The following is an 18,560-nucleotide window of genomic DNA, read 5'->3' on the forward strand; positions in this document are numbered from 1 at the left end:
CGCCCCCCCCCCCCCGCCCCCGGGCCCCCCCCCGGCGCCCCCCCCACACAAACAACAAACCCCCCCCCCCCCCCCCCCGGGGGGGGGGGGGGGGGCGGCCCCCCCCCCCCCCCCCCCCCCGCCGTCGGGGTTTAAACGGGCGGTTCCTTTCGGTTACTTCTCCGGTTTCACCACCATGGCCGAGCCGCCGCCGCGCCTGACGGGTTCCGCGGCAGCCAGGGTGCGTCCGTCCTCCAGGAACTCGATGGCGGTGGCTGCCCCGATCTCCGAGGCGGACGTGAACGAGTCGCCGGAGGGGGTCAGCTTGTGGCCAAAGCGGGACGTCAGTGCCGCGCCGTACTTGTCGATGAAGGCAGGCTCAGCGGTGACACTCGCCGTGTTCCGCTGAGAGGCGCGGGGCGCCGCGATGGCGTCCGGGGTACTCATGCCCAGGTCAATGCGGTTGACGATGGTCTGCAGGACGGTGGTGATGATGGTGGAACCGCCCGGGGAGCCCAGCGCCAGGAAAGGCTTGCCGTCCTCCAGCAGGATGGTGGGTGACATGGAGGAACGCGGCCGCTTGCCAGGCTCAATCCGGTTGGGGTCCGTGGCGCTGTAGACCGCCGAGAAGTCCGTGAGCTCGTTATTGAGCAGGAAACCGCGGCCGGGAACAACCATGCCGGAACCGCCGGTCTGTTCAATGGTCAGCGTGTACTCCACCACGTTGCCCCACTTGTCGGAGACGGTCATGTTGGTGGTTGAAATGTTCTCCGTGTCCTTTTCATCGGCGAGCGCTGCCGGCTTGGCCGGGCAGCTGGCGTCGTAGTTGGCCACGTCCCCGGGCAGCACCGGCTTGGCTGCGGCGTGGTTCGGGTCCAGCTGGCAGGCCCGTTCCTTTCCGAAGATGGGATCGGTCAATTCTTTGGTGGGCACATTTACGAACGCCGGATCGCCCACGTACTTGCCACGGTCGGCGAAGGCCAGGGCGCTGGCTTCGAGGTAGTGGTGCAGCACGGCGGGCTGATCAGCCTTCAGGCCCGGGAGATCGAACACGTCCAGGATGTTAAGCGACTCCCCTACCGTGGTGCCGCCGCTGCTGGACGGAGCCATGCCGTACACGTCATACCCGCGGTAGTTCACGTGGGTGGGGTCCTGGTCCACAGCCTTGTAGTTGGCCAGGTCCTCGGCGGTCATGGAACCCACCGGGACCGGCAGCGTGGTGTCAGGGGACTTCGGCGGGCTCTGGACGGTCTTGGCGATCTCGTCGGCCAGCGGTCCGTTGTAGAACGCGTCCATGCCGTCGCGGGCCAGCATGCGGTAGGTGTCGGCGAGGTCGTGGTTCTTGAAGACCGAGCCCACCTCCGGCAGCTTGCCGCCCTGCAGGTACAGGTCCTTGGTGGAGGTAAATGCCTCGAACCGGGCCTGGTTGTCTTTGGTTTGGTTGCGGAAGGTATCGTCCACTACGAAGCCCCGGTCGGCCACTTTGATAGCCGGCTTCAGGGCGTCCCCGAGGCTCAGCGTTCCCCACCGCTCCAGGGCGCGTTCCCACGTGGCAGGGGTGCCGGGGACGCCCACGGAGACGCCGCTGGTGACGAGTTCCGGAGTGAACCTGTACGGCTTGTTGGTGGCGGGGTCTATGAAGGCATCCGGCTTGATCCCTGCCGGTGCCGTTTCCCGCCCGTCGATGGTGCTGACCTTCCCGGACTTTGCGTCGTAGTAGACAAAGTAGCCTCCACCGCCGATTCCGGCGCTGTACGGCTCAGTGACTCCCAGGGTTGCGGCCGCGGCGACGGCAGCGTCAACCGCGTTCCCACCCTTGCGAAGGACCTCGATGGCCGCCGCCGACGCTTCAGGATCGACGGTGCTGACCGCCCCGCCATACCCGGTGGCAGTGGGGTTTTTGTCGGTATGCCGGGGATCGGCTGACGCGGGGCTCATGGCTCCCGTGGTGACGCTCATCGCCAGCGCCGCAGTAACAGCTGCGAGCCGGCGTCCGAGATGTGGCATGGTGGCTCCTAGGTGGGGGTCGAGTGATGTGGGCCACGCTACTCTTCGGGTAGGACAGTCTCAACGACTCCGGGAAGGACGGGGACCATGGCAGGATCCAAACTGGCAGTTGTCGGCGCCGGCAGCGTGGGTACCTCGCTGGCCTACGCCGCGCTGATCCGCGGCTCGGCAGCCAATATCGCATTGTTCGATGTCAACGCGCCCAAAGCGGAGGCGGAAGCCCTGGACCTGGCGCACGGCAGCCAGTTCGCCGCGGCCTCGGCCGCTGTCAGCGGAGGCGGGGATATCGCGGTGACCGAGGGCGCCGACGTCGTGGTCATTACGGCGGGCGCCAAGCAGAACCCCGGCCAGAGCAGACTGGACCTGGCCGGCACCAATGTGCGGATCCTGGAGCAGCTGATGCCGCAACTTCTGGACCGTGCCCCTGACGCGGTCTACGTCCTGGTGACGAATCCCTGCGACGTCCTGACGGTGGCCGCCCAGCGCATTTCCGGCCTGCCCGCGGAACGGATCTTCTCCTCCGGCACGGTGCTGGACACCTCCCGGCTGCGCTGGCTCCTGGCCCGCCGTGCGGGGGTTTCAGTCACCAGCGTCCACGCCAGCATGGTTGGTGAACACGGCGACACGGAATTCCCCCTGTGGTCAGGGGCCACCATTGGTCCCGTCCCCATCCGCGAGTGGACTGAAGGCGGGGAGCGGATCTTCACCTCCGAATATCTGGCCACCACCGCCCGGGAAGTGGTGCAGGCCGCCTACAAGGTCATCGCCGGGAAGGGCGCGACGAACTACGCCATCGGCCTGTCCGGCGCCAGGATCGTCGAGGCGTTGCTTCGGGACGATAATGCCGTCCTGCCCGTCTCCACCGTACTGTCCGGGCTTCACGGGATCTCCGGGGTGGCACTCTCCCTCCCCAGCGTGGTGGGCCGCGGGGGCGTGCACCGGGTCCTGGAAACACCCATGGACGACGGCGAGCTGGCGGCCCTGCGGCATTCCGCTGACACCCTGCGCAACACCATGGACGCACTGGGCATTTGAGCGCGTGAGCCTGCGTAATGCAACGGCGCCGCAACCCTGCGCCGCAAAGGTTCGCATAAGCTCACAACAGAAATGCACGCTGAACGGCTCAACGACGAACCAACAGGAGTAACGCATGACCAACTGGCGGATCAGGGATTTCCACTCGGCCGACCTGGACGGGATCCTGCACCTGTGGGAGACCCTGAAGGCCAACAACGTCGAACCCGTCTACGCCCTGTCCGAGGTCCTCGCATCCTGCGAGAAGGACCATGCCGTGGTGGCGGTACAGGGCGAACAGGTGGTGGGCGCCGCAGTGGGACGCGCCGCGCACGACCAGGGCTGGATCGTGTTCCTGGCCACCCTGCCCGAGTACCGCGGCCGGGGCATCGGCACCTCGCTGCTGGCCGCCGTCGAAAACCGGATGGCCCCGCACGGGCTGAACAAGCTCTCCGCCCTGATGCCCGAATCCGAGACCCGGGTGGAGGCCTTCCTGGGCCGCGGCTTCGCGCTGAAAAAGAACCTGCGCTACTTCGAACGCACCATCCCGGTCCAGCGCCAGGAACTCGGCGCCCTGGGCCAGCTCGGGGGCCGCGTCCTGGCCCGCGACCTGTGGGAAAACGTCGCCGGAATGCACCGGGAGAAGGAACTGCTGGAACGCCGCCTGGTCCTCCCCCTCGCGGAGGCGGACCTGGCTGATGAGTTCGGCGTGGTGCCGCCGCGCGCCGTCGTCCTCTTCGGTCCGCCCGGTACCGGCAAGACCACCTTCGCCAAGGCCATCGCCTCCCGCCTGGAGTGGCCATTCGTTGAAGTCTTCCCCTCCCGTCTGGCCGGCGACCCCCGGGGCCTGGCAGGTGCGCTGCGGGAGACCTTCCTGGAGATTGCTGAGCTGGAACATGCCGTGGTGTTCATCGACGAGGTGGAGGAGATCGCCTCGCAGCGTGCCGGGGACCCGCCGTCACCGCTGCAGGGCGTCACCAACGAGCTGCTCAAGATCATCCCGGCGTTCCGCGAGCAGCCGGGCCGGCTCCTGGTCTGCGCCACCAACTTCATCCGCGCCCTGGACTCGGCCTTCCTCCGGCACGGCCGGTTCGACTACGTCATCCCCATCGGCCTGCCGGACCGGCAGGCCCGCGCGGCCATGTGGCAGCGGTTCATCCCCGCCACCGTGGTGGACGGCGTGGACGTGGAGCTCCTGGTGGAACGGACCGAGGGCTTCTCCCCCGCTGACATTGAGTATGCCGCCCGCAGCGCCTCACAGCGCGCGCTGGAAAAGGCAGTGTACGACGACGGCGGGCTGGCCTCCGGAGGCGACGTTTCCGTCCGCGAGGCGGTGCGGAAGGGACCCTCCACCCAGGACTACCTCGACGCCATCGGTGATACCCGCACCACCGTGAGCCCCGAAGTGCAGGCGGATTTCCTGGAAGACATCGAGGCCCTGGGCCGGGTCTAATCCCCCGGCCCGGCGCCGTACCGGAGGTTTTCGTAGTCGGTGTCGTCCGCCTCGTCCAACTCTGCGTCGAATTCCTCCAGCAGCCAAGGGTTGACGCGGGCCAGGATCTTGCGGATCTCCTGCTCTTCGACGGCGGCGTAAAGTACCGGTCGGGCGTCCCGGTATTTGGTGACAGGCGGCTTGTCGGGCCACTTTTCGGCCAGCGCCTGGACGCGTTCGGGCAGTGAGTTGTGGGCATTGTCGGCGATCTTGACCAGGGCAGCATCATGGTCCCGGGCTATCTCACGAATCCCCGACAGGTAGTCATCGGGGTTGCTGTGCAGCCGGTTGGTGACCCGTTCAATGATGTCCACCGAGCGCTTTGGAACCCCCATGTCCAGCAACGCCTGCCGGGTCATCGGGGTGTCTTCGGCAATGTCGTGAAGGTAGCCGGCGATCCGGATGTCGTCGTCGAAATCCGCCAGCGCGTCCCCCACCGCCAACACGTGGTCTTTGTAAGGCCGCTTGAGCTTGTCCTTCTGGCGGTTGTGCGCCACCTCCGCCAGGACGCGGGCCGTCTCGGGCGTGAAACTGCTGGCGGCGCGGTGCTGCGGGGAATCTGGCATGCCTCCAGCCTACGGGGTGGAGCAAGTGCTAAGGGGCGGACCAGACCCACGGTTCCCGTGGCAGGCGGCTGGGATCGAACACTGCCAGGGCCCGTTCGAGTGGTCCGGGCGGGAGCCCCAGTGAGTCCAGAAGGCAGTCCCGCACAGCGCCGGAAGTAATACCCTCCGCTGCCAGGTCCGCGAGCGTCACTGCACCGTCGCGCTTGGCCAGCCTGGCGCCGTCGTGGTTCACCACTAACGGAACATGCGCATATTCCGGAACCGGAATACTTAGCAGCGACGCGAGATAGGCCTGGCGGGGGGTGGAGGGAAGCAGGTCGTCGCCGCGGACCACCTGATCGATGCCTTGTTCGGCATCGTCCACCACCACGGCGAGGTTGTAAGCGGTCACGCCGTCGCTCCGGCGCAGCACAAAGTCATCCACCGCTCCCGTGTATTCGCCGCGGAGGACGTCCCGCACGGTGTAGTCCGCCACGCCGGCGCGCAGGCGGATTGCGGCAGGGCGCATGGACCGCTTGTACTCCAGCTCCGCCGGGTCCAGGTCGCGGCATGTTCCGGGGTAGGCGCCCTGGGGCGAATGCGGGGCCGACGGCGCCTCCTGGATCTCGCGGCGCGTGCAGAAGCACTCGTAGGTCAGGCCCGCCTCCTCCAGGCGGCCAATCGCCTGGGCATATAGGCTTTCCCGGTCTGTCTGCCGGACGACGTCCCCGTCCCAGGTCACGCCCATTGCGGCCAAGTCGCGGAGCTGCACTGCCTCGGCTCCTGCCCGGGCGCGGTCCAGGTCCTCCATCCGTAACAGGAAACTGCGGCCCGTGGACCGGGCGAAGAGCCACGCAAGGATGGCCGTCCGCAGGTTGCCCACGTGCAGTTCGCCGGAGGGGCTGGGGGCAAAGCGGCCGGCGGAGGTCATACCCCCACCCTAGACGGCACAACACAAGAGCCCCTCAGCTACCGATGACTGCGGAAATCCGACCGTCGGTAGCTCAGGGGCTCTTGCCGTGTATGCAGAGTGAGAGTGGTGTGAACAAGCCTCAATCAGCGGCGGCCTCCTTGCGGGAAGCGGTGTCCAGGGTGCCGGGTGGTGTGCCGGGAATCTGTAGCCTGCGGGCAGCAGCGGTAGCTTTTGCCCTTGTTGCCACTATTCCAGCAGGAACCCTACAGTTGGAGCAACAAGCGTCATCTATATTGGTCACTCTGACCAGTTCGCGGAGTTACAGCAGGCAGGAAGTGGTCAAACTGCAGGAACTGGATGCCACAGACAAGCGGATCCTCAGCGCCCTCGATGAGGATCCCCGCGTCCCGGTCATGGTCCTGGCGCAGCGGTTGGGGCTGGCACGCGGGACGGTCCAGTCGAGGCTGGAGCGGATGTCGGCGTCCGGTGCCCTCCGGCCCAACAGCAGCAGGGTGCTCCCGGCGGCACTTGGCCGGGGGGTGGCGGCCGCCGTCAGCGCCGAGCTGGACCAGAGCCACCTCAACGAGGCCATCGCCGCCCTGCGCAAAATACCCGAGGTCCTGGAGTGCCATGCTCCTGCCGGCGACACGGACCTCCTCATCCGCGTGGTGGCCAAAAGCCCGGACGATCTCTACCGCGTATCCGAGGAAATACGGCTCTGCCCCGGCATTGTCCGGACGTCCACCAGCATGTTCCTCCGCGAGGTCATCCCCTACCGCACCACAGGGCTCCTCGGGGACCAGTAGGAGGAGCTTGGCTACACAGGCGGACCGGCGTTGGATTTCAGGTTCTTCATAACCAGCGTTGAGGTCAGCCGCTCCACCCCGGGCAGGGATGTGAGCTCCGTGTCGTAAAAGCGCTGGTAGGCCGGCAGGTCTGCCGCGATGATCTTCAGCAGGTAGTCCGGTGAACCGAACAGCCGCTGGGCCTCAATGATGTTGGGATTCTCCGCCACCCGGTTCTCGAAGATCTCCATGGTGGATCTGTCCACCTGGCGCAGCGTGACAAACACGATCGCCTCGAACCCCAGGCCCACGGCAGCGGGGTCAACGTCTGCTTTATATCCGCGGATGACTCCGGACTGTTCCAGTTCCCGCAGCCTCCGGTGGCAGGGTGCCACGGTCAGTCCCACCTTCGCGGCGAGCGCAGTGGCCGTCATCCGGCCGTCCTCCTGAAGGTGGCGCAAGATAGTTCTGTCGATCGCGTCAATCACGCAATAAACCTATCGCCTCCGCTGCGGGTCCGGCGAAAAAAGGACAGCACTTTTGGGCGGATTCTCCCTATGGTTGCTCCTGAGAGCCCTTAGACAGGAGAACCCGATGAACCCCCAGCTGTTCCTGGCCTTCTTGGTGGTGGCTGCAGCCCTCGCCTGCACCCCGGGAGTGGACTGGGCCTACACCATCGCTGCGGGTCTTCGGCAACGCAGTTTCGTTCCCGCGGTTGCCGGCCTCTGCGGCGGGTATGTCCTCCACACGGTCCTTCTGATGGCAGGGCTGGCCGCCGTACTGGCGGGGATGCCCGGCGTCCTCGGCTGGATCACCCTGGCGGGCGCGGGCTACCTGCTGTGGCTCGGGGTAGCCACCCTTCGCTCCTGGCGTGGCGCCAGCTTCAGCGCCGATGCCGGCGGAGGTTCCGGTACCCAGCTGCGCACGTTCCTGCAGGGCATGGGCACCAGCGGGATCAACCCCAAGGGCCTGCTTTTCTACGTGGCCCTCATTCCGCAGTTCATCAGTGCCGACGCCGCCCTGCCCGTGCCGGTGCAGTCGGGGTTGCTCGGCATGACGTTCGTTGCCTTGGTGGGCGTTGTTTACACGGTGGTGGCCCTGCTCTCGCGCACGCTTCTGCAGAGCCGCCCGGGTGCCGCCCGGGCTGTCACCCTGGCCAGTGGCATCATCATGGTGGCGCTGGGAGTGGTACTGCTCGGTGAGCAGCTGCTGCCGCTGCTGGCCAGCCGGTCCGTGGACCTGGTTGGCTAGTCGCCGCTGAGTTCCTTCCAGTCCTGCTCCCAGATCCGGCGCATTTCCTCGTCCTTGCGGATGGGGGACGGAGCTTCCAGCTCCCGCTGCGGTTCGGGGTCCCCGCGCCGGCGTCCCCAGTCGCGCGGGTTCAGCGATCGGCGGCTTGATTCCAGGACCAGCAGCGCCCGGTCGGTCAGCGCGTCATTGCGAAGGGCAAGATGTGTCTTGCGGCGGCGCAGGACCTCGGCAATCGCCTGGTGCGCCGCATCCAGCCGGCCTTCCCGGCGCAGGGCGCGGGCACGGACAAGCAGCAGGGCAGCGGAGAGATCGTCCGCGTTCAGCAGTCCCTCCGTCCAGTCGATGACGGTTCGGCTGCGGCCGAGCGTGAGGGCCAGGGAACAGCGTGCAAGGGCCACGGGGAGCGACGGCGGCAGCCCGGTCAGCGCGTCGAGCGCCGCTTCCGTGCGGCCAGTCTCGCGCAGCGAGTGGGCCAGGGCCAGGAACACCGATTCCTCACTGAACAGCACGGGAATCTCCACCCGCTCGGCCAGTTCGATCCTGGTGACAATGCGGGTGAGGTAGGTGGAGGAGTAGCGGTTGGCTTCGTCGTCGTTCCTGGTGGTGAGCCCGCGCTGGAGGAGCTCGGACGCGCGCAGGTACCCGCCGTGCTTGTACACCAGCAGCCCGGCCATCAGGTAGCAGAGTCCGGCCCAGCCGGGGTAGGCGCGCGCCAGCGTGATGAGGCGGTCCGGCTCGCGGCTGGTGAAGACGGCCTCGTGGACGGCCCTGGCCGGCTTGGGCATCAGCCGTTTAAGCCGCGGCACCTCGCCGTCGATGGAGAGCAGTGCCGCGTTGCGTCCACCCAGGACCTCTGTCAGCAGGCCGCCCACTCCGCCGGCGAGGTCATGGACCGGGGTGCGGAGCTGGGCCCGCCCAAAGGGGGTGAGGTCGCGGCTGTCCCAGTAGATCGGTGCAGTTTCCCCGGCGCTCATCTTTCCATGCTAACCGCGAAGAGGTAAGGGCCGGGCGGTGTGGTCAGCTCCCGGATGCAGTAATCCACACCCCGATGATCCAGGTGCTGGCAGCGAGGCAGGCCAGCGCGAATTCAGCGAGCATGCCCAGGCCTGTTGCCTTCAAGGCAGCCCAGCTGGACCGCGCCGCCGTCGGGAAGTTGCGGGTCCGGAGGAACTCACTGACCAGCAGGCCGGCAGCGAAGCCCGCGAAGAGGCCCACTACCGGGATGACGAACATGCCCACCACGCCGGCCGCGAGGGCCACCACGACGCTGCGGCTGGGAATGGCGTGCTGCTTGAGTTTCCTGCCCGTGAGGAGGGCACCGGCCGCCATCCCGGCGGCAACGAAGACCATAGCCACGGCGAAGATGACCCACCCCACCGTCCCGGCCCCTCCCCAGATGGCCCAGGCCAGCAGGCTCACGGCGATCAGGACGCTGCCGGGCAAAACCGGAATGATGATCCCGGCGACCCCCACCAGGATCGCCAGGCCGCACAGGATGGTCACCACGGTTTCGGAGCTCATGGACCCCAGTCTAGGGGGACGCTTTTAACGCCCGACGGCGGTGCCTCCCCTTCAAAAGGAGGCACCCCCGTCGTGGTTTCGGCAGGAAGAAGCCTTACTCCGCTTCCGCGGCTGCAGCGACGGCGGCGGTGACCGCGGGGGCCACACGCGGGTCCAGTGGGCTGGGGACGATGTAGTCGGCCGACAGGTCCTCGGCGGCAAGGTCCGCAATCGCACGGGCGGCCGCAAGCTTCATGGCCGGCGTGATGCGGCGGGCGCCGGCATCCAGGGCACCGCGGAAAATGCCGGGGAACGCCAGCACGTTGTTGATCTGGTTGGGGAAATCGCTGCGGCCGGTGGCCACAACGGCTGCATACTTCACCGCCACCTCGGGCAGGACTTCGGGGTCCGGGTTGGAGAGGGCGAAGACGATGGCGTCCTCGTTCATCGAGGCCAGGTGGGACTCGTCCAGCTTGGAGGAGGAGACACCGATGAAGACGTCGGCTCCCGCCAGCGCTTCGGCCGGTCCGCCGGTGACGCCCCGGGGGTTGCTGCGGCCGGCAATGTCCGCCTTCTTGCTCCCGGGGCTGGCGGCCAGGTCCTCCCGGCCGGAGTTGATGACCCCCCGGGAGTCGAGCAGCACGACGTCGCTGATGCCTGCTGCGAGCAGGATTTCGGCGACGGCGATGCCGGCGGCGCCTGCGCCGGACACCACTACTTTGAGGCCTTCCAGGCCGCGGCCGGTCACCTTGGCGGCGTTGGTCAGGGCGGCGAGGGCCACGACGGCGGTACCGTGCTGGTCGTCATGCATGACCGGGCAGTCCAGGGCTTCGATCAGCTTTTCCTCCAGCTCGAAGCAGCGCGGCGCGGAAATGTCTTCCAGGTTCACAGCGCCGAAGCTGGGGCGGAGCCGGACCAGGGTTTCCACAATCTCGTCCACGTCGGTGGTGTTGAGGACCAGCGGGATGGAGTCAAGGTCGCCGAAGGTCTTAAAGAGCGCGGACTTGCCCTCCATGACAGGCAGCGAGGCGCTGGCACCAATGTTGCCCAGGCCCAGGACGGCGGTGCCATCGCTGACGACGACCACCAGGCGCTCGGCCCAGGTCAGGGTCCGCGCCAGTTCGGGCCGGGCGTGGATGGCACGGCTGACCTCGGCCACACCCGGGGTGTAGGCGATCGAAAGGTCCCGCTTGTTGGACAGCGGGACGGTGCTGGTCACGGACAGCTTGCCGCCCTGGTGGGCGCCGAAGATCTCGTCCTCGGTGAGGGCCGTGGCTGCTGAATTGTCGGTGGCGGTGATTGCGTCAATGGACACGTCATTGTCTCCTGGTGCTCGCCGTGGGCACACGGCACATGGGGCTGGAGCCCGGCCGGGCCCAAGCGGGGAAAGAAGTGCGACAGGAAACCCAGGGGTGGTGGGTCCATGGGAACGCCGGGGATGTTTCCGCCCTGCCGCTCCGGTGCCTCCATGGTAGGCAGGCGTGGAACGGCAGGGAGGAGCCTCTTGACACGGCATCGCAATGCCAAAACGATTAATCAGCCCTGTTAGTGATCCACATCACGGGATTATGGCGTATTTAATCCGCTTTTGGTCTAGACCAGTTACGCGGACTTACCTACTGTGAAGCCGGATTCCGCGTCCGGGGAGAGTCTGCCGCAGGCCTTTTTCAGGTCCTCCTCGGCTTCGAAGAGGGAAAGCCGCCGATTGCGCACGGACTGGACCAGACCAGTGACTGTCAGGAGGAGGACCCGGGCGCCCACAGCGTCCCCGCAGGCTCCCGCCACGAGTTTTTCACTAAGTGCGTCTATCTCGCGCAGGAGTTCGGTGGTGTCCTTTTCGGGGACGTATACGCCCCGGCTGAGGCACTGCTCCACTGCGGGCTGCATGACGCGCATGTGGAAGATCTCCATCAGCAGGCCGGAGAGGGCACGGCCACGGAAGCGCGGCGAGGAACCGCGGGCACCGGACTGCAGCTCGTCCAGCTGCTGCCGGTACAGGGCGAGCATCAGGTGCGTGGGTGAGGGGAAGTAGCGGTAGAGCGTACCCAGCGGCACGTCGGCTTTCTCTGCGACCTGGGAAAGTTCCACGGCATCAAGTCCCGTGCGCGCAAACCCTGCAGCTGTCTCCAGGATCCGGGCGTAGCGGAGGCGCTGGCGTGGAGCGGAAGGCCGGGCGGCCATGGGCGGATGGTCTGAAAAAGTCTCGGGCATCAGCATTCCGGGGTTGTGTTTTAGCGGCTGCGGCCAGGAGCGCCCCCACTTCCGTACCGCCCTGCAGCCGCTTCAACTATACGGCACACCTCCGTGCCCTAATTCGTCAGCCAGCCTTACTATCGGTACTTCCGGGTCACCTGACGCACTTGATTTTCACCACGAAGACGGCGCCGAGCAGCCCAATAACGGCAGCCGTGAGGAACAGCGTGCGGTAGCCGCCCCAATACGTCACGGCCACCAGCGCCAGGGTGGGAGCCACCACCTGGGGCAGCGAGTTGGCCACATTGATGACCCCCATGTCCCGGCCCCGGCTGACGGCGAACGGCAGGACCTGTGTCAGCAGCGCAAAGTCGACTGCCAGGTAGGCGCCAAAGCCGATGCCGAGCACTGCGGCTCCGGCGAGCGCGCCGGGCCACACGGGGAAGAAGGCCATGATGGCCCCGGCCATGGCGATAGTGGCGGACGACCCAATGACGAAAGGCTTCCGCCTGCCCGCCCGGTCGCTCCAGGGCCCGGCCGCCACGGCAGTGATCATCACCATCGCCGCGTATATCCCGGTCAGGACCAGCACCCCGGCTGCGGGATCCTCATAGCCGATGACATCGCGCAGGAAGAAGAGCAGGTACACGATGGTCAGTTGGTTGCCCACGTTGACCAGGAAGCGGGTAAGCCAGGCCCATGCGAAGTCCGGGTGACGCACGGGGCTGATCCAGAAGCCCCTCAGGAACCCGGCAATCCGGAACCTGGCGTTGGCGTCCCCGGGCAAAGCCGGGTCGTTCCGGTGGAACAGGTACGGCAGCACGGACAGCAGCAGGGCGGCAGCGCACAGCCAGTAGCCCACCATGAAGTTTCCTGACACCACGGCGCCGAAAACGGCGCCGGTCAGGATGCCAAGGGTCTGGCCCATCGCCGCCAGTCCGCCCACTCCCCCGCGCTGGACCACGGGAACACGGTCCGGGACCGCGGCCGTGATGGCGGCATACGCGGCGTTTGCCCCGAGCTGCACCAGGCACCAGAACAGCACCATCAGCGCCACGGCAGCCGAGAAAGACATGGCCAGCAGCGCCGCCGTTGCCAGCACGGCTCCGGCCAGCACCCACGGGGCACGGCGGCCAAAGCGCGAAGTGGTACGGTCCGAGAGCGCACCGAAGAGCGGATTGGCCACCAGGGAGACGGCAGCGCCGCACGCCGTCACCAGTGACAGGATTGCTTCCTTGCCCGGCGCGTCGATACTGATTGCCTGCTGGCCGATGAACACGTTGATGGGACCGAAGAACGCGGCATTGATACCCACGTTGACCAGCACCAGGCCCGTTACCCAGCGTGCGGTAACTTTTTCCACCGGCTCCGCGAGCGCCGCCGTCGGGCTTTTGCCTGCCGGAGCACCGTGCGGCGGCGCGGGCATGTTGGACAGACTCATTGGCGTAGCTCCCCTTGGTGCGGCCGGTGGGCGGTGGGATCAGACTATCGTGGGCGTTGGCTGGGCCCGCGAACCTGCGCCGGCCCGCTTGCCCGCGAGCCAAGTCCAAGCATGGAGGAGAACCAGATGAGCGCACCTACACCGGCTGGAGGCACAGCGGTGAACACCGCGGACCTCTACGACGAGCGCGGCGACGGGCTGGCGTCCGTCTCACTGCAGTTCCAGTCGCTGGGCGGACGTTCACACTTCAGCGGCCCCGTCCGGACCATCCGCTGTTTCCAGGACAACGCCCTGGTGAAGTCCACCCTGGGCTCGCCCGGCAATGGCGCGGTGCTGGTGGTGGACGGCGGCGGCTCGCTGGGCACCGCCCTGATGGGGGACATGATCGCCGAAAGCGCCGTGGCCAACGGGTGGGCCGGCGTCGTCATTAATGGCGCCATCCGGGACCGGGTGGCCATCGCCCGGCTGGACCTTGGCGTCAAGGCCCTGGGCAGCAATCCGCGGAAGAGCCTGAAAACCGGCGCCGGCGAGGTGGACGTGGACCTGGTGATCGACGGCGTGACCTTCCGCCCCGGAGCCACCATCTGGTGCGATCCGGACGGCATCCTCGTGGAACCGTAGGAGGAATTTTGGCGGCCAGGGAATAGAAAGAACAGCTAAGATAGTTACTGAAAGCAACTATCGCTGCTTAAGTCCCTTTCTTCCCTTGGAGCACCCATGTCCAAAGCCACTGCCGCGCCCGGCGCCGGAGAAGTCCTGACGCGCCGCCAGATCGTCACAGTGATGGTGGGCCTGATGCTGGGCATGTTCCTGGCATCCCTTGACCAGACCATCGTCTCCACGTCCATCTACACCATTGCCAACGACCTGGACGGGCTCTCCCTGCAGGCCTGGGCCACCACCGCCTACCTGATTACGTCCACCGTCAGCACGCCGCTGTACGGCAAGCTGAGCGACATCTTCGGACGCCGCCCGCTGTACCTGACCGCCATCGCCGTGTTCCTGGTGGGCTCGCTCTACGCCGGGTCGGTCCATTCGATGACCGAACTGGCCATAGCCCGCGGCATCCAGGGCCTGGGCGCCGGCGGCCTGCTGGCACTGGCGCTGACCATCATCGGCGACATCGTCTCGCTCAAGGACCGCGCAAAGTTCCAGGGCTACTTCATGTCCGTCTTCGGGATCTCCTCGGTCCTGGGTCCGGTGGTGGGCGGCGCCTTTGCCGGTTCAGCCAACATCCTGGGCTTCGACGGCTGGCGCTGGGTGTTCTTCATCAACATCCCCATCGGCCTCGCCGCCCTGACGGTGGTGTTCCTGTTCCTGCACCTGCCTGCAAAGCACCTGAAACAGAAGATCGACTACTGGGGCGCCGCCGCCATCACCGTGGCCATCGTGCCGCTCCTCCTGGTCGCTGAGCAGGGCCGCACCTGGGGCTGGACCTCCACCAACTCCTTCCTCTGCTACGGGCTGGGCGCCGTGGGCATTGCCTGGTTCCTGCTGGCCGAAAAGCGGGCCGGCGACTACGCCCTGATCCCGCTGCGGCTCTTCCACAACGTGACGTTCGGGCTCTCCTCGCTGCTGAACTTCATCATCGGCATCGGCATGTTCGGCGCCATCGCCATGCTCCCCATGTACCTGCAGCTGGTGAAGGGCCTCACTCCCACCGAAGCGGGCCTGATGATGATCACCTTCACCGTGGGCATCCTGTTCGGCTCCATCACGGCAGGCCGCACCATCTCGGCGTCCGGCACGTTCCGCATCTTCCCCATCATGGGCACAGGCATCCTGACCGCCGCCGCCCTGGTGATGGGCTTCTCCCTCGGGGTGGACACCGGCCTCTGGGTGCCGGGCCTGATCGCCGTGTTCTTCGGCGTGGGCCTGGGCTTCTGCATGCAGCCCCTCACCCTGGCCATGCAGACCTCGGTTCCGCCGCGGGACATGGGCGTGGGAACGTCCTCCGCGGCGTTCTTCCGCTCCATGGGCGGCGCGGTGGGAACCGCCGTCTTCATCTCCATGCTGTTCAGCCTGGCCGCTGACAGGATTGCCGAGGGCATGAAGACCGCCACCACCGATCCGGCCTACCTGGCAGTCCTGAAGGACCCGGCAGTCGCGTCGGACCCGGCCAACGCCAAGCTGTACGACTTCTTCAAGAACGGCGCGTCCAACGATTCGCTGAACGACACCAGCTGGCTGCACACCGCCAACAGCACCCTGACCAGGCCCATCACCGAGGGCTTCGCCACCTCCATCGACACGGTGATGCTGACCGCCGCGGCCCTGACCGGCCTGGCGTTCCTCATCAGCTTCGCCTTGCCCCGGAAGAAGCTGACCGACCAGAAAGCATCCCCGCAGGACGAGGACAACATGCAGATTCCGGCCCACTAGGCCGGAAGGGCAGGGAACGGACGACGACGGCGGCACGGCCCGCCGTCGTCGTCCTGCTTTAAGGAGGACAAGAGGCGCCAAGTGGAACATGGGCCGGTGACGTGCCACACTGTTTAGCGCGTGTGCGCCGGCCCCTCTGGCCGGTACCGCAGCCGACGACGTCCGCACCGCATCCATAGAACCCAAACCCAGGGAGAACCATGCCCACTGCACAGGAGCAGACCACCACCGGGATACCGCGGCGGGTGATCTGGCTGGCGCTCGCGGGGGCGGTGGGCGGATTCCTCTTCGGCTTTGACTCGTCCGTGGTCAACGGCGCCGTGGACGCCATGAAGGAAGAATTCGCGCTGTCCGAGGCTGTCACCGGCTTCGCCGTCGCCATCGCCCTGCTGGGCTGTGCCGCCGGAGCCTTCCTGGCAGGCAAGGTGGCCGACCGGTATGGACGCATCCCGGCCATGAAGCTGGGCGCCCTGCTGTTCCTGGTCAGCGCCATCGGTACGGGATTCGCGTTCGGCGTGTGGGACCTGGTGTTCTGGCGCCTGGTAGGCGGACTGGGCATCGGCCTGGCCTCCGTGATCGCACCCGCATACATCTCCGAGATTTCGCCGCGCAAGGTCCGCGGCCGCCTCGCGTCGCTGCAGCAGCTGGCCATCACCACCGGTATCTTTGCCGCCCTGCTCTCGGACGCGCTCTTTGCCACCAGTGCAGGCGGCGCGGACCAGTCGTTCTGGCTGGGCATCGAGTCGTGGCGGTGGATGTTCCTGGCCGCTGCCGTACCGGCCGTCGTCTACGGCTGGGTCGCCTTCACCCTGCCCGAGTCCCCGCGGTTCCTGGTCTTCCAGGGCAAGGAGGACGAGGCCCGGAAGATCTTCGCCTCCATCGCCCCCGGGGAGGACACCGACCGGCATATCCGTGACATCCGGGAGGCCATCGAGGAAGACAAGCTGGCGGGCCAAAAAGGTTCCATCCGCGGTAAGACGTTCGGCCTGCAGGCAGTGGTCTGGGTGGGCATCATCCTGTCCGTGCTGCAGCAGTTCGTGGGCATCAACGTGATCTTCTACTACTCCACCACGCTGTGGAAGGCCGTGGGCTTCCAGGAAAAGGACTCCCTGGCCATCTCGGTGGCCACCTCCATCACCAACATCCTGGTAACCCTGGTGGCCATCGCTTTGGTGGACCGCGTGGGGCGCCGCCCCATCCTCCTGACCGGCTCCGTGGGCATGGCCGTGTCCCTCGGCGCCATGGCGCTGGCGTTCTCCTCGGCAAAGGGCAGCGGCGAAGACATCACCCTGCCCGGCGCCTGGGGACCCATCGCGCTGGTGGCCGCCAACGTCTTCGTGGTCAGCTTCGGCGCGTCATGGGGGCCGCTGGTGTGGGTGCTCCTCGGCGAGATCTTCCCCTCCAAGATCCGTGCCCGTGCGCTCGGCCTGGCGGCTGCGGCACAGTGGGTGGCCAACTTCGTGATCACCCTCAGCTTCCCGGTGATGGCCGCGGTTTCGCTGCCGCTGACCTACGCCATGTACGCCCTGTTCGCCGCGGCGTCCTTCTTCTTTGTCATGTTCAAGGTGCCGGAGACCAACGGCATGTCCCTGGAACAGGCCGACACCCTGTTCGTACCCAAGGGATCCGCCAAGGCCTAGGAACGCCCCATCACGTTCCGCGGTTTATCCCCCGACGCCCCATCACGTTCCGCGGTTTATCCCCCGACGCTCCATCAGCTTCCGCGGTTAAACAGCAAACCCTCCATCACATGTCGTGATGGAGGGTTTGCTGTTTCCTGCGGGGGGAACGGCGGTTAGACGACGTGCGGTTCGTGCGAGGACAGGTAGGCGCGGCCGCCAAACGCGATCGCGATGGCCACCACCATGGCCACGGCCCCGGCGAAGAACGGTACCTGCGGGCCAAAGTGCTCGCCCAGCTGCGCGGCCGCGAACGGGGCCAGGGCGCCGCCCATCCAGCGGACAAAGTTGTAGCCGGAGGATGCCACGGGGCGGGGTGAGTCAGAGACGCCCATGGCCAGCTCGGTATAGATGGTGTTGTTGACTCCCAGCAGGGCGCCGGCAACAATCACCAGGACGACGACGGCAGGAACGGAGTGCCCGGCCGCCAGTCCCAGCCCGGCCAGGTCCAGCATGAGCAGGAACAGCGTGCCCGTGAGTACCTTGACGGCGCCGAAGCGGGCCTGCAGCGGGGGTGCCACGAAGACGGAGAATACGGCCACGGCCACCCCCCAGCCGAAGAAGACGCCGCCAATGCCGTAGGCATTCATGCCCAGGATGAACGGCGTGAAGGCCAGGATGGTGAAGAAGCCGTAGTTGTAGAACAGGCCGCTTGCCGCCGTCGTCCGCAGGCCCTTGTGCCCGAGTGCCAGCAGGGGGTCGCGCAGGCGGACCTTGCGCTCGGGCAGCGGGGTCTTGGGCAGCAGGGCGATCAGGGCGATGAACGCGGCAGCCATCAGCACGGCGGTGCCGAAGAACGGGGCGCGCCACTGCCAGCCGCCGAGAAGGGCGCCGAGCAGCGGGCCGAGGGAAATGCCCAGGCCCAGGGCGGCTTCGTACAGGATGATGGCCGTTCCGGCGCCGCCGCTGGCCACGCCCACGATCACGGCGAGGGCGGTGGCCACGAACAGGGCATTGCCCAGCCCCCAGCCGGCACGGAAGCCCACCAACTCCCCGACGCTTCCGGACAGGCCGGACAGCGAGGAGAAGACGACGATCACGGCCAGGCCGATCAGCAGGGTCTTCTTGCCGCCGATCCGGGAGGAAACGAAGCCCGTGATCAGCATGGCCAGCGCGGTGACCATGAAGTAGCTGGTGAAGAGCAGGGAGACCTGGCTGGGCGTTGCCTCGAGGTTGGTGGCGATGGCGGGGAGGATGGGATCCACCAGGCCGATGCCCATGAAGGCGAACACTGCGGCGAGGGCGGTGGCCCACACCGCCTTGGGCTGCTTCAGGAACGAGGCCTTTTCAGCCTGCAGGGTGTTTTCTGGTGCCTGCAGGGTTTCTGCGAGCTGGCCGTCCATGGAGGTTACTCCTAAGTTCGAGGCTGGTTTGGTACT

Annotated in this window: 17 protein-coding genes; 7 read left to right on the forward strand and 10 right to left on the reverse strand. The window is 66.9% G+C overall.

The annotated features are described in order from the left end of the window. Positions 1-153: 153 nt before the first annotated feature. A complete protein-coding gene (gene ggt / locus J2X98_RS13695) occupies positions 154-1,986 on the reverse strand; it encodes a gamma-glutamyltransferase (protein WP_307309073.1) in 1,833 nt (610 codons plus the stop codon). 87 nt (positions 1,987-2,073) lie between these two features. Here ggt and J2X98_RS13700 point away from each other — a divergent pair, with 87 nt between their 5' ends. Further along, positions 2,074-3,021: an L-lactate dehydrogenase gene (locus J2X98_RS13700; RefSeq protein WP_141945087.1), complete on the forward strand. Its 948-nt coding sequence runs from the start codon at positions 2,074-2,076 to the stop codon at positions 3,019-3,021. 115 nt (positions 3,022-3,136) lie between these two features. Then, entirely contained in the window at positions 3,137-4,453 is a 1,317-nt protein-coding gene (locus tag J2X98_RS13705) for an ATP-binding protein (protein ID WP_141945085.1), read from the forward strand. Here J2X98_RS13705 and J2X98_RS13710 read toward each other — a convergent pair. Then, positions 4,450-5,058 carry an HD domain-containing protein gene (locus J2X98_RS13710; protein WP_141945083.1) on the reverse strand — a complete coding sequence of 203 codons (609 nt, stop codon included), beginning with the start codon at positions 5,056-5,058 and terminating at the stop codon, positions 4,450-4,452. The two genes, J2X98_RS13705 and J2X98_RS13710, sit on opposite strands and share 4 nt — an antisense overlap. A 28-nt stretch (positions 5,059-5,086) precedes the next feature. After that, positions 5,087-5,968 (reverse strand): tRNA glutamyl-Q(34) synthetase GluQRS, encoded by an 882-nt coding sequence (gluQRS, locus tag J2X98_RS13715; protein ID WP_307309079.1) that lies wholly within the window; start codon positions 5,966-5,968, stop codon positions 5,087-5,089. Between the two features lie 326 nt (positions 5,969-6,294). Here gluQRS and J2X98_RS13720 point away from each other — a divergent pair, with 326 nt between their 5' ends. Further along, the gene (locus J2X98_RS13720) at positions 6,295-6,756 is read left to right on the forward strand and encodes an Lrp/AsnC family transcriptional regulator (RefSeq protein WP_174237621.1); all 462 of its coding nucleotides are present in this window, start codon (positions 6,295-6,297) and stop codon (positions 6,754-6,756) included. Positions 6,757-6,767: 11 nt separating this feature from the next. On the opposite strand, the gene J2X98_RS13725 is transcribed toward J2X98_RS13720, so the two are convergent. Beyond that, on the reverse strand, positions 6,768-7,223 hold the full coding sequence (locus J2X98_RS13725) for an Lrp/AsnC family transcriptional regulator (RefSeq protein WP_307309082.1): 456 nt from the start codon (positions 7,221-7,223) through the stop codon (positions 6,768-6,770). Positions 7,224-7,329: 106 nt separating this feature from the next. Here J2X98_RS13725 and J2X98_RS13730 point away from each other — a divergent pair, with 106 nt between their 5' ends. After that, positions 7,330-7,986, forward strand: coding sequence for a LysE family translocator (locus J2X98_RS13730; protein ID WP_307309085.1), 657 nt, complete (start codon positions 7,330-7,332; stop codon positions 7,984-7,986). Here the strand turns inward: J2X98_RS13730 and J2X98_RS13735 are convergent. The 5 genes from J2X98_RS13735 to J2X98_RS13755 form a co-directional block, all read right to left on the reverse strand. Next, the gene (locus tag J2X98_RS13735; protein WP_307309088.1) at positions 7,983-8,960 is read right to left on the reverse strand and encodes a hypothetical protein; all 978 of its coding nucleotides are present in this window, start codon (positions 8,958-8,960) and stop codon (positions 7,983-7,985) included. The two genes, J2X98_RS13730 and J2X98_RS13735, sit on opposite strands and share 4 nt — an antisense overlap. Positions 8,961-9,003: 43 nt before the next feature. Next, positions 9,004-9,507, reverse strand: coding sequence for a DUF456 domain-containing protein (locus tag J2X98_RS13740; RefSeq protein ID WP_307309091.1), 504 nt, complete (start codon positions 9,505-9,507; stop codon positions 9,004-9,006). Positions 9,508-9,601: 94 nt separating this feature from the next. Then, on the reverse strand, positions 9,602-10,801 hold the full coding sequence (locus J2X98_RS13745; protein ID WP_307309094.1) for an NAD(P)-dependent malic enzyme: 1,200 nt from the start codon (positions 10,799-10,801) through the stop codon (positions 9,602-9,604). Positions 10,802-11,088: 287 nt separating this feature from the next. Next, on the reverse strand, positions 11,089-11,697 hold the full coding sequence (locus J2X98_RS13750; protein WP_307309097.1) for a TetR/AcrR family transcriptional regulator: 609 nt from the start codon (positions 11,695-11,697) through the stop codon (positions 11,089-11,091). A 136-nt stretch (positions 11,698-11,833) separates the two neighbouring features. After that, positions 11,834-13,120: an MFS transporter gene (locus J2X98_RS13755; protein ID WP_307309101.1), complete on the reverse strand. Its 1,287-nt coding sequence runs from the start codon at positions 13,118-13,120 to the stop codon at positions 11,834-11,836. A gap of 126 nt (positions 13,121-13,246) precedes the next feature. Here J2X98_RS13755 and rraA point away from each other — a divergent pair, with 126 nt between their 5' ends. From rraA to J2X98_RS13770, 3 genes are all read left to right on the forward strand, one after another. Further along, positions 13,247-13,741 carry a ribonuclease E activity regulator RraA gene (rraA, locus tag J2X98_RS13760; RefSeq protein WP_307309104.1) on the forward strand — a complete coding sequence of 165 codons (495 nt, stop codon included), beginning with the start codon at positions 13,247-13,249 and terminating at the stop codon, positions 13,739-13,741. Positions 13,742-13,837: 96 nt separating this feature from the next. Beyond that, positions 13,838-15,502, forward strand: a complete 1,665-nt coding sequence (locus tag J2X98_RS13765) for an MDR family MFS transporter (RefSeq protein WP_141945065.1) — start codon at positions 13,838-13,840, stop codon at positions 15,500-15,502. Between the two features lie 200 nt (positions 15,503-15,702). Beyond that, positions 15,703-17,142: a sugar porter family MFS transporter gene (locus J2X98_RS13770; RefSeq protein WP_307309110.1), complete on the forward strand. Its 1,440-nt coding sequence runs from the start codon at positions 15,703-15,705 to the stop codon at positions 17,140-17,142. Between the two features lie 155 nt (positions 17,143-17,297). On the opposite strand, the gene J2X98_RS13775 is transcribed toward J2X98_RS13770, so the two are convergent. After that, entirely contained in the window at positions 17,298-18,524 is a 1,227-nt protein-coding gene (locus J2X98_RS13775) for an MFS transporter (protein ID WP_307309113.1), read from the reverse strand. Positions 18,525-18,560: the final 36 nt, after the last annotated feature.

This window comes from Pseudarthrobacter enclensis (assembly GCF_030811655.1).
GTDB lineage: Bacteria > Actinomycetota > Actinomycetes > Actinomycetales > Micrococcaceae > Arthrobacter > Arthrobacter enclensis_A.